The organism is Clostridium sp. DMHC 10 (assembly GCF_001270375.1).
GTDB classification, from domain to species: Bacteria; Bacillota; Clostridia; order Clostridiales; family Clostridiaceae; genus Clostridium_S; species Clostridium_S guangxiense.
In genome coordinates, this window is sequence record NZ_LGVB01000015.1 from 1,667,556 (window position 1) to 1,681,002 (window position 13,447).

The 13,447-nt window shown below is 30.6% G+C and carries 14 protein-coding genes and 1 pseudogene; 4 read left to right on the forward strand and 11 right to left on the reverse strand.

Features of this window, described 5'->3' with window-relative positions:
- The first annotated feature begins 107 nt into the window (after positions 1–107).
- Positions 108–1,139, forward strand: coding sequence for a M42 family metallopeptidase (locus tag AGR56_RS10085; protein ID WP_053242141.1), 1,032 nt, complete (start codon positions 108–110; stop codon positions 1,137–1,139).
- 450 nt (positions 1,140–1,589) lie between these two features.
- Here the strand turns inward: AGR56_RS10085 and AGR56_RS10095 are convergent, their stop codons facing one another.
- Genes AGR56_RS10095 through AGR56_RS10105 form a run of 4 tightly spaced genes read right to left on the reverse strand, consistent with a single transcriptional unit; the run spans position 1,590 to position 3,611 of the window.
- Complete coding sequence (locus AGR56_RS10095; RefSeq protein ID WP_347460529.1) at positions 1,590–2,312, reverse strand: FAD:protein FMN transferase; 723 nt, start codon at positions 2,310–2,312, stop codon at positions 1,590–1,592.
- 13 nt (positions 2,313–2,325) lie between these two features.
- Positions 2,326–2,562, reverse strand: a complete 237-nt coding sequence (locus AGR56_RS21775) for an FAD:protein FMN transferase (protein ID WP_242851398.1) — start codon at positions 2,560–2,562, stop codon at positions 2,326–2,328.
- A complete protein-coding gene (locus AGR56_RS10100) occupies positions 2,559–2,960 on the reverse strand; it encodes an FMN-binding protein (protein WP_053242143.1) in 402 nt (133 codons plus the stop codon). Before AGR56_RS10100 ends, AGR56_RS21775 begins: the two co-directional genes overlap by 4 nt.
- Positions 2,961–2,966: 6 nt before the next feature.
- Complete coding sequence (locus AGR56_RS10105) at positions 2,967–3,611, reverse strand: TetR/AcrR family transcriptional regulator (protein ID WP_053242144.1); 645 nt, start codon at positions 3,609–3,611, stop codon at positions 2,967–2,969.
- Positions 3,612–3,893: 282 nt separating this feature from the next.
- On the opposite strand from AGR56_RS10105, the gene AGR56_RS10110 reads away from it, so the two are divergent.
- Complete coding sequence (locus AGR56_RS10110; RefSeq protein ID WP_347460530.1) at positions 3,894–4,289, forward strand: GNAT family N-acetyltransferase; 396 nt, start codon at positions 3,894–3,896, stop codon at positions 4,287–4,289.
- A 32-nt stretch (positions 4,290–4,321) separates the two neighbouring features.
- Here AGR56_RS10110 and nth read toward each other — a convergent pair whose 3' ends face one another.
- The 7 genes and pseudogenes from nth to AGR56_RS22770 all read right to left on the reverse strand — a co-directional run bounded on the left by nth (position 4,322) and on the right by AGR56_RS22770 (position 10,980).
- The gene (gene nth / locus AGR56_RS10115) at positions 4,322–4,939 is read right to left on the reverse strand and encodes an endonuclease III (RefSeq protein WP_242851557.1); all 618 of its coding nucleotides are present in this window, start codon (positions 4,937–4,939) and stop codon (positions 4,322–4,324) included.
- Positions 4,940–5,134: 195 nt separating this feature from the next.
- Positions 5,135–5,848, reverse strand: a complete 714-nt coding sequence (locus AGR56_RS10120; protein ID WP_053242147.1) for a lysophospholipid acyltransferase family protein — start codon at positions 5,846–5,848, stop codon at positions 5,135–5,137.
- Positions 5,849–6,274: 426 nt separating this feature from the next.
- Complete coding sequence (epsC, locus tag AGR56_RS10125; RefSeq protein ID WP_053242148.1) at positions 6,275–6,859, reverse strand: serine O-acetyltransferase EpsC; 585 nt, start codon at positions 6,857–6,859, stop codon at positions 6,275–6,277.
- Between the two features lie 350 nt (positions 6,860–7,209).
- Positions 7,210–7,878, reverse strand: a complete 669-nt coding sequence (gene sleB / locus AGR56_RS10130) for a spore cortex-lytic enzyme (protein WP_053243311.1) — start codon at positions 7,876–7,878, stop codon at positions 7,210–7,212.
- Positions 7,879–8,074: 196 nt separating this feature from the next.
- Positions 8,075–9,301: an Nramp family divalent metal transporter gene (locus AGR56_RS10135; RefSeq protein WP_053242149.1), complete on the reverse strand. Its 1,227-nt coding sequence runs from the start codon at positions 9,299–9,301 to the stop codon at positions 8,075–8,077.
- Positions 9,302–9,415: 114 nt separating this feature from the next.
- Positions 9,416–10,673, reverse strand: a pseudogene (locus AGR56_RS10140) (CBS domain-containing protein).
- 175 nt (positions 10,674–10,848) lie between these two features.
- The gene (locus AGR56_RS22770) at positions 10,849–10,980 is read right to left on the reverse strand and encodes a hypothetical protein (protein ID WP_278279607.1); all 132 of its coding nucleotides are present in this window, start codon (positions 10,978–10,980) and stop codon (positions 10,849–10,851) included.
- A gap of 632 nt (positions 10,981–11,612) precedes the next feature.
- On the opposite strand from AGR56_RS22770, the gene AGR56_RS10145 reads away from it, so the two are divergent.
- Positions 11,613–12,830, forward strand: coding sequence for an ammonium transporter (locus tag AGR56_RS10145; protein ID WP_053242150.1), 1,218 nt, complete (start codon positions 11,613–11,615; stop codon positions 12,828–12,830).
- A gap of 92 nt (positions 12,831–12,922) precedes the next feature.
- Complete coding sequence (locus AGR56_RS10150) at positions 12,923–13,285, forward strand: P-II family nitrogen regulator (protein WP_053242151.1); 363 nt, start codon at positions 12,923–12,925, stop codon at positions 13,283–13,285.
- Positions 13,286–13,447: the final 162 nt, after the last annotated feature.

Genomic DNA, 13,447 nt, shown 5'->3' on the forward strand with positions numbered 1-13,447 from the left:
CATAGCTTTATTTTAAAATTATAACATAAAAACAAGCTAGTAAATACGTATTTAGTTTGAATTTTATTTTTATATTATGTTAAAATATCTATAAGGAGCTGATAGAAGTGTATAATCTTGAAAAGTTAAAATACTACCTTAAAAATATACTTGAAATTGCAAGTCCAACTGGATATACCGAAAATTTAATCGATTATGTAAGTGAAGAATTGCATATTTTAGACATAAGTTTTGAAACTACAAACAAGGGTGCGTTAATAGTAACACTGCCAGGTGAAAATGATGAATATCAAAGAACTATTTCAGCACATATTGATACTCTTGGAGCTATGGTAAAAGAAATAAAAGAAAAAGGAACTTTGGCTATTACTCCCCTTGGTGGATATATGATGAATTCTATTGAAGGTGAAAATTGCACTATAGAGACTATTAATGGTAAAAGTTATTCAGGAACAATTCAAACAATAGAACCATCAGTTCACATTTATGATGATGCCAGAACCTTAAAAAGAGAACCTAAGAATATGGAAGTCGTTATAGATGAAAAAGTCTCATCAAAAGAAGATGTTGAAAACTTAGGAATTGATGTTGGAGATTTTATATGCTTTGATTCAAGAACACGTTTTACTGAAAATGGATTTGTAAAAAGCAGACATCTTGATGATAAAGCAAGCGCAGCAATATTATTATATGCCATAAAATACATAAAAGAAAATAATATAAATTTACCTTATACTACTAGTTTTTACTTCAGCAATTATGAAGAAGTAGGCCATGGTGCAGCCTATATACCCCCTAATACAAAGGAATTCCTTTCAGTTGATATGGGAGCTCCTGGAACTGGGCAAAATTCTTCTGAATACAGTGTGTGCATATGCGCTAAGGACTCCTCCGGACCTTATGACTATTCTTTTAGAAAAAAACTTACTGAACTTTGCCGTAAAAACAATATATCTTATAAAATAGATACTTACCCTCATTATGGTTCTGATGCCTCTGCAGCTCTCCGCGCAGGATGGGATATAAAAACCGCGCTCATTGGAACTGGTGTTTTTGCTTCTCATGGCTATGAAAGAACTCACATGGAAGGAATGGAAGCAACTTTAGATTTACTCATTAAATATTGTGAGCAAAACTAATTGAACCGTTACATCCAAAAAAGATTGCAAACTAAATCAGTGCACAATTCACAATGCACAGTTCACAGTGAACTGTGAATTGTGCACTGCTCTTATAAGTTTCTTAATTTAAAAAAGTATAGTAAATTATATGAAATATTATCATAAGAACAAAAAATATTGAAAGTGCTATGTGTGTATATCTTAAATATTTTTTGTTTATCCCTTTCAAATATCGCATCATTAATCCTGAAATATCTAGACAAATAAAAATGAACAAAGCAGCTTTACCAAAGGTGAACTCCAATACAAACAAACTACTGTAAGAATGAATAACTGCAAACACAGTTCCAATTAAAGCAAAATAGCAATGAAATTCAAGAAATTTTATTTTCATTCTTTTAAGTACAAAATAACTTATACTTAAAATCACAAATATTAAAGCAATTATGCCTAATAAATGATTGATATTCATAAGCCCACCTCACTGCAATACTCAAAACCATTATCTTCTATTAAATAAAAGTCTTGCCTCATATTGCTTGTTATTTTCACCTTTTTATCTTTTGTTATGAATATAGCCTTTACACCATAATTTTTTATAAGCTGCATTCCTTCTTTATCGCCAAGCACAAATGCAGCTGTAGATAGTGCATCTCCTTCCATAGAATTCTGTGAAATGACAGTAACGCTCATCAAATTAGAATCTACTGGATATCCTGTTCTTGGATCGATTATATGATGATATTTTACACCTTTGTCCTCAAAATACCTAACATAATTTCCAGACGTAACCACGGACTCATTTGTTATATTAACAACACCAATTATTTCTCCTCTACTTTTAAAAGGTTCTTGTACCCCAACACTCCAATCACTGTTATCAGGCTTTTCTCCAAAAACCATAACATTTCCACCCAAATTTATGAAAGCAGCATTAACATTATTTTGTTTATATATTTGGGTTGCTCTATCTGCAGCATAACCTTTAGCTATTCCACCCAAATCTATCTTCATATTTTCTTTAGAAAACTTAACTGTATTTTCACCCTCATTTAAAATTAAATTATTATAACTTACAAGAGATATTTTTTCTTTTATTTCTTTTTCAAGTGGTACTCTCTCATGTTTTGTAAAAACACCCCATAGTTCTATGACAGGTGCTAATGATATGTCAAAGGCCCCCTGACTTATTTCAGAAAAATATTTAGCTTTTTTTTATTATATAAAAAACATCTCTACTAAGCTTAACCTCTTTTTCGAATCCATAGCTATTAAGTATTCCAATTTCACTTGAATCTTTATAAAAGTTCATTAAAGCTTCAAGTCTTTTCATTTCATTTTCAACTTCCTTTATAGTTTTCCTTGCATTAAATCCATACACTCTCTGAATTATATTTGTTCCCATGCAAAAAATTTCACTTTCAAGGTATTCACTGCTCATGCCTTTTCACCGTTTTGTAATGCACTTTCAATAGCTCTCAAAATAACCTTGCTGCTATTTGTTGCACCAGTTACAGTATCTACTTTAACGCTTTGAGCTTTTATAACTTTTCCTAAAATAGTTTCAGCTTTTTTACCTCTTTCGTTTTTATGTTCAAGAAGTTTTATAGACATAATTTTATTGTCTTTAACCTGTACCTTAACTACCGCTTTTATATAGCCGACATCACAAGAACCTGTATACTTACCATCTTTAACTTTTTCTAAATCCACATTCTTAATATTAATGTTTTTAACTTCTTTTTTATACTCATTTACAGAAACAAGATACTTTACACCAAAACCAATACAAACTACAATTAAAACGCATATTGATATTATAAAAACTTTTTTCATCATGTAAAATCAGTCCTTTCGTATTGAATTTAAAATTATTTCGAATCCATTTTCAAGCACCTCTAGTGATGTTCTGTCATATACTTTATTTATATATTCTTCTTTTTTATCTATAAGATTAGCAAAACCTAAGATGCACGACCAAAGTGTAAGCGAAATATCTAAAGAAGAAAATTTTTCTGTTATCTCACCACTTTTTATGCCATTTTCTATACTTTCCTTTAGAATATTGAATGTATATTCTCCTTCTTTATCACATTCCTTGTATAATTCATCACTTACATTACTGGTATAATATTTATTTTCATAATCCACGATAGCTTTAAAATATCCCTTGTACTCAACGCTAAATTTAATGAAAGCTTTCCCTAAAGTTTTTATATTAGTAATCTCACTATCATCCTTTCCTTCCTCTAGCATTGTTTTACTCATACAATTAAGTATTTTATATCCTCTAAGCATTATTTCATAATATATATCCTCCTTACTTTTAAAATATGAATATACTGTTTTTTTAGTAAATTCAGCTGCCAGTGCAATATCATCCATAGTTGAATTTTCAAACCCTTTTTTAAAAAATATCCTTTCTGCTGCATCTAATATTTCTGATTTTTTATTTAGTCTTTCTCTAACTTTACGATTATTTATTTGCATAATTCCCTCCGCATTAATATACTCCAAGTTTATAAACTATACTCTCAGTATACTTTATAAAAACTTATAAAGTCAATATAAAAAATTGTTAATTAACATATTTTTCATATTTTAAATTTAGGCTTAAATGAGCACTATATATAATGTAAAATATTTATAATTAAAATTATATGATATATAATTAAATGAATGAACAATTATATATTATTCATATCAAGAAAGGGGAAAATATAATGAATAAAAATTGCATTTACATACAAAAAGCTCAAAAAAATGAATATGATGAACTGCGAAAAATTTTTTTTCAACTCAAGACAAGAAAATTTCAATTGGATGGAACCTGATAGTATAAATTTAGACGATTTTGATAGTAGTACAAAAGGAGAGTTAATATTAACAGCAAAAATAAACAATGAGATTGCAGGATTTATTTCAATTTGGGAAGAGGATAAATTTATTCACAATTTATTTGTTTCGTCAAATTTTCAAAGGTGTGGGATAGGAAAAGCATTGATAAGTGAAGCTGTAAAAGTAGTTGGATTACCCTTAACATTGAAATGCGTAAAGGTAAATGAAAATGCTTTGAATTTTTATTTATCTCAAGGCTTTACAATCGAGGAGGAAGTTACTGAAAAAGAACCTTATTATTTAATGAAATGGGACTGTCACACTAAATAATGATTTAATATATTTAGTGTGACAGCCTCATATCAATACTGCTCTTTAAAAAATTCACATACCACATTTACTGGACACTCACTGCATTTAGGATTTCTTGCCTTACAAATTTTTCTTCCATGCCATATTATACAATGGTGCATTTTAATCCAATGATCTTCATCTATATTTTCCATAAGCTTGTTTTCAACTTCATGAACGTTTTTTCCTTTAGCTATTCCAATCCTATTAGATACCCTAAAAACATGGGTATCTACTGCAAATGCTGGTTTTCCAAAAGCATTTGCCATAACAACATTAGCTGTTTTTCTTCCAACTCCTGAAAGACTTGTTAATTCCTCTAAAGTTTTTGGCACTACATCGTCAAACTTTTCTACAATGCTCCTAGAGGCTTCAAGTATATTTTTACTTTTATTTTTATAAAGTCCACAAGTTTTTATTATATTTTGAAGTTGTGCTTCATCTAATGTTATCATCTTTTGGGGCGTATTATATTCTTTAAATAGCTCTTTTGTTACAATATTAACTCTTTCATCTGTACATTGTGCACTTAATATGGTTGATATAAGAAGTTCATAAGGACTATTAAAATGCAGTGCACATTCAGCGTCTGGATATGTTTCTTCAAGTATATCTACAACTTTTTTTATATCTTTTTTAGCACTCTTACACCACCTTATATAATATAACTACATGAAATCTTTATAGTTCTAGAAGGATAATGGGCTCACGCCCAAACCCCGCGTACATTATTACTGCAAATTTTAAACCTAGTGCATTAACTACAGTGTAGTTATTTATAGTTCTAGAAGGATAATGGGCTCACGCCCAAACCCCGCGTATGTTTACTTGCTATAAACTCCTCTGTATTTCTCAGGCAATAGTTCAGCGATTTTGTACATCGCCTCATCTACAACTCTTTTTTCATAATCTTTTCTGTTTTCGTCTTTACCTTTTTTATCTAAGTAAAAAGCTTTTCCAAATGTAACTTGTACATCAGCATATGTGAAATCCTCCTTATACATATCGCCATTTTTATTTATTGGCAGAAGATTTTCACTTCCACTTATACCTATTGGTACTATTATGGCTTTACTCAATTTTGCAATTAACGCAAGCCCTTTTGTTGCTTCTATCATTGCTCCATTTCTGCTTCTAGTTCCTTCTGGGAAAATCAATATATTGCTATTACTTTTCAAAATTTTGATTATTTTTGATAATCCCTCTTTATCAGCAGTATTAGGTCTAATAGGTGTAGTTTTAACGCAGTATGTACCCAATTGAGTAATAGCATCATGTTTAAGTTTAACTCCTGCAACAAAAGTTACATCAAAATCATTTGATACATTTAAAATTTTATTTAATACAAGTCCATCAGAATTGCTTAAATGATTACATATAAATATTATTGGCTTTTGTACATTTTTTAATTCATCTATACCCTGAACACTTATATTTGCATATTTATTTAAATATGAGTTCAAAATCTTTTTGCCTATATAACCGGCAAAAGATACTGGAAGTATTTCTATTATTCTAGCTAGTTTAGGAGAAAGCACATCAATTCCACCTTTCAAAACTTTATAATTTAAAATATGCTAAATATAATTTTATTATAGTTGAAAACCCCCCAAAAGTCTAATTGTTTATTATTTATAGGCAATAAAATAAGCGAGATTTAGACAAATCCAAAATCTCGCGCTTTTAATCTCTAGGCACTTTAAGTTTTCTTTATTGCTAAGAAAGCAACTTTTTAAGTTCTAGAAGGATAATGGGCTCCGCCCAAACCTCGTAATCATATTTCATCTAAACTTCAAGTTTTCTTTGTCGCTAAGAAAGCAACTTTTTTAAGTTCTAGAAGGATAATGGGCTCCGCCCAAACCTCGTAATCATATTTCATCTAACTTCAAGTTTTCTTTGTTGCTAAGAAAGCAATTTTTTAAGTTCTAGAAGGATAATGGGCTCCGCCCAAACCTCGTATATGATTACTCTCCATAGAATTGATTTATGCTTATTATATTTTCTTTTTTAACTACTTTTTCTTCTTGCTTTTTGCTTTTGGGCACCACCACTTTTGCTGGAACACCAACTGCAGTTACATTTGCAGGGACATCTTTTAGCACAACTGCATTTGCTCCTATTTTAGAACCGTCTCCAACATTAATAGGTCCTAATACTTTTGCTCCACTACCTATCATTACATTATTTCCAATAGTTGGATGTCTCTTTCCTTTATCTTTACCAGTCCCCCCTAAAGTTGAGCCATGATACATAACAACATTATCGCCAACCTCTGCTGTCTCTCCTATTACAACGCCCATTCCATGATCTATAAAAAGTCCTTTTCCAATCTTAGCACCAGGATGAATCTCTATTCCTGTAAAAAATCTACTTGTTTGAGAAATAAGTCTTGCAATAAAAAACATCTTATGATTGTAAAAGTAGTGGGCAACTCTGTACCAGATAAGTGCATGTATACATGGGTATAATAAAAATATCTCCAAGGAATTTCTAGCCGCAGGATCATTTTCCATTACTTTTTTTATATCATATCTTAATGCTTTAAACAATATATACTCACCATCCCATTAATATTAAAAAATAAAGGCTTCACCTCGAATTAGAGACAAAGCCTTGTTGTTTTTTCCACTCTAAGAATAAATTCACACTCCAAAAACACCATCATGTCAGGCAATTTAACGGTTGCAACCGCTGCATCATACTAATTTGTTCAGATGCAGTACTCCAAAGTGCACTTCATGTAAACTCCATTTAAGAACCTTCCAGCATACAGTCCTCTCTCTTAAAACTTCATTTACATTACTTTACTTTATCAACGTATATCCGAGTGATTTACTAAGAATTATACTATTATTATATACTAATTTCCTTGTTTGTCAACATCATTTTTTAATTAAACTTACCTACAAAATCTATGCTTTCCTATAACCTTAATAAGTGGTCTTGACCATATCCACTTATTTGTTGTTTTTGCAGGATTAAAATAATATATTGCTCCGCTAGAAGGATCCCATCCATTTAGCGCATCCCTAGCAGCATTAATTGAGCTTTGTTCAATATTAGCATGAATTTGCCCATCAACAATAGCAGTAAATGCACCTGGCTGATATATAACTCCTGCAACAGTAGATGGAAATTTTGGATCTCTTGTTCTGTTTAAAACAACAGCTCCAACTGCTACCTGTCCCGTATATGGTTCCCCTCTTGCTTCACCATTAATAAGTCTTGAAAGCAGTACTAAATCTTGGCTATTATTAGAATACCTTTGAGTTGCTGTAGCTGCTGCGCCTGTTGGAAGTCCGAGCGCTGTAAGAGTCCCATTACCTGCAATTCCGTCTGGAGTAAGACCATTATTAGCCTGAAATCTCATAATCGCACGGTAAGTAACATATCCGTATCTTCCATCTATGCTGCCAGTATAGTATCCCCAGCTTTTCAACCTAGTTTGAATTTGAGTTACAACGCTTCCAGAAGAACCATACTTGTATGTAACAGCCTTAACTGCACTATTATATGGTAAAAGCCATACATACATACTAAAATAAGTCATAAGTATAGCAGTACACATAACAATGCTTAATTTATACTTTTTTATCAAGTTCACAAATTTCACAATTTCACCTCCAGCAAAACATTAATTTTGTATTACAAGGTTATTTTGCTCTAAAGTGAAATTTTAATTCAATTTTTTTTAATAATTAGCTTTGTTTTAAATAAGATACCTATTTTTACACTTATTCAAAACAAGGCTACCTTCATTACAACTAAATAAAATTACCTGCAAATGCTAATATAGTAAGTACTATTATAAGTATAACAGTAAATTTTGCTATAAAATTTTGTAACTTATTGTTTACGTACTTTCCCATTATTTCCTTATCATTTACTAACTTAATCATAAAAATCAATACTACTGGACATAATATTCCTGCTATTTGCTGTGTAACCAATATTATATCTACAAGTGATAATCCAGGAACAAGAACAACAATCATACTTACAATTAACATAAACAAAAATAATCCAAAGAATATAGGTGCATCTTTAATTTTATTATCAAGTCCACTTTCAAATCCAAAGGCTTCACATACAGCATATGAGGTTGAAAGCGGAATTATACAACAAGCTAAAAATGATGCTCCAAAAAGTCCTATTGCAAAAAGCGCAAATGAATATGAACCTGCTAATGGTTTAAGTGCAACAGCCGCATCCTGTGCAGTTTCCACCAATTTATGTGCTTTAAACAAGGTTTCAGCTGTACATATAGTTATAAATAAAGCAGTTAAAATTCCCCACACTGTTCCAAGATAAACATCGAGTTTTTCATATTTGTACTCTTTTAACGAAATCCCCTTATCCACAATAGAAGATTGAAGATAAAACTGCATATATGGGGTTATTGTTGTACCTACCATTCCTATGAGAGTTAGCCAATAATCCTTTGTTAAATTTGCCTTAGGGTCGGTTATCCTAGAAACTACATTATTCCAATCTGGTTTAACTAAAATTGCTGTAATAACATAAGCAAAAAAAGTCAATGTCAATAGCAAAAATATTTTTTCCGCTTTTGAATAATTACCCTTTGTCATTACAACCCATATCATAATAGTAAGTATAGGAACTGAAATATATTTGCTTATTTTAAACAATTCCAGACTTGCAGCTATACCAGCAAAATCACCTATGCAAACTCCAAGATTTGCAATAATAAGCACTAACATTGCAAAAAAAGCCCATCTTACTCCATACCTTTCTCTTATTAAATCTGAAAGTCCTTTTCCTGTAACTACAGCCATTCTTGCATTCATTTCCTGCACAACCGCAAGACCAATTCCTATAGCAAATAGTCCCCAAAGCATTGAATAACCGTAATGTGCTCCAATAACAGAATAAGTCGTTACACCTCCGGCATCATTTCCTGCATTTGCTGTAATTATTCCTGGTCCAATTATACTAAATATTAAAAATAATTTTCCAAATTTCTTTTTCATGCGCTCCACCCCTTTGTTAAAAATCAGTTGCCAGTTCATTTACATATAAGTATCTTGTAAAAACTAAACAAAATACTTATACGTAAAAAGTAGAATGTTAAATCGATGTACTTTCTACCCAACCTTCTTAAATTTCTTTTTCCATGCTGGAAATAACACCTGGTCAACTAAATCATTTATTATTATTACTCCACATAACTTTTTATTGTCATCTACTGCTGGAAGCGCCAACAAATTGTACTTAACTGAAATTTCTATAGCATCTTCAAGTTTATCAGAATCTTTAACCATAACTAGCTTTTTACTCATTACATCCTTAAGTTTCTTTTCTTGCGGCATAAATATTAAATCCTTTAACGATATAACTCCTTCAAGTACACCATTTGAGTCAGTAATATATATATAATACATTACTTCCTCCTCTGGTTTCATTTCTTTTATTATATCCATAGTTTCCTTAAGCGTTATGTTTATATTAAATGATATAAAGTCCTTATTCATTATACTTCCGACTGTCTCTTTCTCATATTCCATGAGACTTCTTACTTCATCTGCATCATCTTTTTCCATATTCAAAAGAATTTTTTCTGCAGTTTCTTCATCTACTTCATCTAAAATATCAGCTATTTCATCATTAGGCATACTATCAAGAACTTCAGTAGTTTTATCATTACTTAAATTTTCAATAAGGTCTGCTTGTATATCAGGTTCAATTTCCTCAAGTATATCTGCTGCAAAATTCTCATCAAGACTTTCAAATACTTTCTTTCTATAATTAGAATTCATATCCTCAAGTATATCTGCTAGATCTGCTGGATGAAGTGCCGATAGCTTTTTATATGGTACAGATAACTTTAAATTATCATTTATCATTTCAAGTGATTCTACGTTATCCCACATTATAAAACTATCCTTTGGTTTTCTATTAATTATTTCGTACATACCTTTAATTAAACCTTCTACGCCAATTCTTCTTCCTAGTGACATTATTCCTGTATCAACTGCTATAACTTTAAGTTCTCCGGCAATTTGAGCCATTCTAAGATCATTCACTCTTACAAGCTTTTTTCCGTTTATATCTACTATTTGTTTATCCAAAAGATTTTTTGATAACAAATAGGAATACTTTCTCATCATAGTATCTTTAACTGACTTAACTTTGATTAATATTCTTCCATTTTCCTCATCTCTATAAAAATCTATGGTTTTAAATTCATAGTTTATATATTCACCACTTTTTTTTCATTTTATAACCTATTGCCTTAGGATAATTTTCCTCCGTTGACACATATATGTCCCAGAGCTTTCCAACGTATTCGCCATACTCATCGTATACCTTTTTATAAAGAATGCTGCTTAAAAAAAAAGTCATTTAATTTCTGCATTTTAATCCTCCCTTTCCAAATTGTTTATTAAATAGCCTAAACTATTTAACCTAAGACATATTATTACCAATATATAATATGCTTAACAATGGAACTGGTATATTGTTAAAAAGAAAATGCAGATTTATTGTGAATACATCTAATATTATTAAATTATATAAACTATAAATTTAAATGCCACAAATATATGCCAAAATCATTTTTCATAAAAACCATCTGCCGTTTTCTTCTTTTTAATACCAGTTTCCTCCGGGTATCCGGTCCACCTTCCATTAAATACTCACCACCTATCATAAATAAAGAGCCTTCAAGGCTCAATTTAATTTATAGGATCACCAATTCAACTATTAACTTATACGTGTCTTACAATTTCTTGAACATTTAATTTTCAAACATGTAGTAAGTTAAGTTTCAGTGAGGTAATCCTTTAGTAAAATCAAACCCGCATAACCTTATAAATAGAATTTAAAATAGCTTTAACGAGTTTATAAGTTGACATAACTAAGTATAGATAATTATTTTATAACACATAACTTTTCAAGTTTCAGGGTGTTTTATCTTTAATTCTATTTAATATCATTAGATAAATGAAAAAACTAACGTATAATAAATATAATTATCCTAAATAGTCCTTACCTTTTAATTATAGTATAAAACGTGAACTTTTCAACCACAATATTCAAACTTATATTTTTTTTTATGTTAATTCTATTTTAAATAACGTAAACCTCTTGTTTTACATAATGTATTTTTTTCCTTTTAGTATTAACTTATAATATAACAGGTTATTAATTTAGCTTTTTATCAATTTTCGTGCCTATTTATTGATAATATTGTTGCAAAAAATACTTTCGGATGTTATTATATTAATACAAATAAATTTTAAAGTTTACAAATAATAAATTACGAAGGGAAGATCATTAAAAATGAATACCGGAGATACTGCATTCATGTTTTTATCAACTGTTTTAGTTATGTTAATGACACCTGGCCTTGCACTATTTTACAGCGGAATGGTCAAAACCAAAAATGTTTTGAGTACAACAATGCATAGTTATTGTTGCATTGCTATCGTTTCTATTCAATGGATACTTGTGGGTTATTCATTAGCCTTTGGACCTGATGTCTCTCACACAATTGGAAACTTAAATTGGGCTTTTTTAAATAATGTAGGTTTTAAACCCCTTGCAGCATATGCACCTACAATCCCTCATAACTTATTTATGATGTATCAATTAATGTTCGCAATAATAACACCTGCTTTAATTACCGGAGCATTTGCAGAGAGAATAAAATTCCCTGCCTTCTTAGCCTTTATAGTATTATGGACAACTGTTGTTTATGATCCTGTTGCTCATTGGGTATGGGGAACTGGAGGATGGATAAAAAATTTAGGTGCACTCGACTTTGCTGGAGGAACTGTAGTGCATGTTTCTTCTGGAATTTCAGGTCTTGTAGCTGCCATTTATATAGGTGGAAGAAAAATAAAAAAAACATCACCAAACAATCTTCCAATGACTATACTAGGTGCTGGTTTACTATGGTTTGGTTGGTACGGATTTAATGCCGGAAGTGCTTTAGGTTTAAATAATGTTACTATGACAGCATTTATTACAACAAACACTTCTGCAGCTGCTGCAACAATTTCATGGATTACATGTGAATGGATTGTAACCAAAAAAGCTACTGTTTTAGGAGCTGTTACTGGTGCTGTAGTTGGACTTGTTTCTATAACTCCTGCTGCTGGTTTTGTAACTCCTGCTTCATCTATTGTAATAGGTGCTATTGGAAGTATAATATGCTACTTTGCAGTGTCATATTTAAAACCTAAGTTCAACTATGATGATGCTTTAGATGCTTTTGGATGTCACGGAATTGGTGGTACATGGGGGAGTATTGCTACTGGAATATTCGCTACAAAAGCAGTAAATTCTGCTGGTGCTAATGGGCTCCTCTATGGAAATCCTTCATTAGTTTTAACACAATTTATTGCCACTATAGCAACTTATGCATATTCTATAGTCATGACTATACTAATACTAAAGGTAGTAAGTCTTGTATTTAAACTTCGTGCAGATGATAATGAAGAAGATCTTGGTCTTGATATTTCAGTACACGGAGAAAAAGGTTATCATATAGCTTGAGATTTTATTTAAATAGTTTATAATAATAGGGAGACAATACTTTTATAATTTATTATTGTTTCCCTAGTTTAATATAAGGAGTTGAATGTGCCATGGAACACAAAATATCTAAAATTGACATTGTTACTAGACCAGAAAAATTTGATGAACTTAAAAATGAGCTCAATAAAATAGGTGTTACAGGGATGACTGTAACTAATGTACTTGGCTGTGGCCTTCAAAAGGGTGTTACTGAATATTATAGAGGTAACCCAATTGAAATCAATCTTAATCCTAAAATAAAAGTAGAAATTGTTGTATGTGCCGTTCCTGTTGAAAAGGTTGTTGAAGTAGCAAAAAGCGTGCTCAACACAGGAAAAATTGGTGACGGAAAAATATTTATATATGATGTAAGTAAGGTAATTAAAATCAGAACAGGCGAAGAAGATTATGATGCACTGCAAGATTATAAATAAAGATTATGTTTTAAAAGAATGTTGATAAATATTCATGTCATTAATGGACTCTTATAATTCCCAATTCTAAGAGTTCATTAATTTCAAAGTATACTATCAACATTTTTAAACATACTTAATAATACTAAAGGAAGCTATATTTTAAATAAATTCTGTATCCTT

Coding starts and splice junctions, on each gene's coding strand:
- sleB (WP_053243311.1), bottom strand. CDS start 7,878: ATGTGTACTGCTATACTTATGACTTATTTTAGTATGTATGTATGGCTT.
- AGR56_RS10105 (WP_053242144.1), bottom strand. CDS start 3,611: ATGCAAATAAATAATCGTAAAGTTAGAGAAAGACTAAATAAAAAATCA.
- AGR56_RS10100 (WP_053242143.1), bottom strand. CDS start 2,960: ATGATGAAAAAAGTTTTTATAATATCAATATGCGTTTTAATTGTAGTT.
- AGR56_RS10135 (WP_053242149.1), bottom strand. CDS start 9,301: ATGAAAAAGAAATTTGGAAAATTATTTTTAATATTTAGTATAATTGGA.
- AGR56_RS10150 (WP_053242151.1), top strand. CDS start 12,923: ATGGAACACAAAATATCTAAAATTGACATTGTTACTAGACCAGAAAAA.
- AGR56_RS10110 (WP_347460530.1), top strand. CDS start 3,894: ATGAACTGCGAAAAATTTTTTTTCAACTCAAGACAAGAAAATTTCAAT.
- AGR56_RS10145 (WP_053242150.1), top strand. CDS start 11,613: ATGAATACCGGAGATACTGCATTCATGTTTTTATCAACTGTTTTAGTT.
- AGR56_RS21775 (WP_242851398.1), bottom strand. CDS start 2,562: ATGAGCAGTGAATACCTTGAAAGTGAAATTTTTTGCATGGGAACAAAT.
- AGR56_RS22770 (WP_278279607.1), bottom strand. CDS start 10,980: ATGATAGGTGGTGAGTATTTAATGGAAGGTGGACCGGATACCCGGAGG.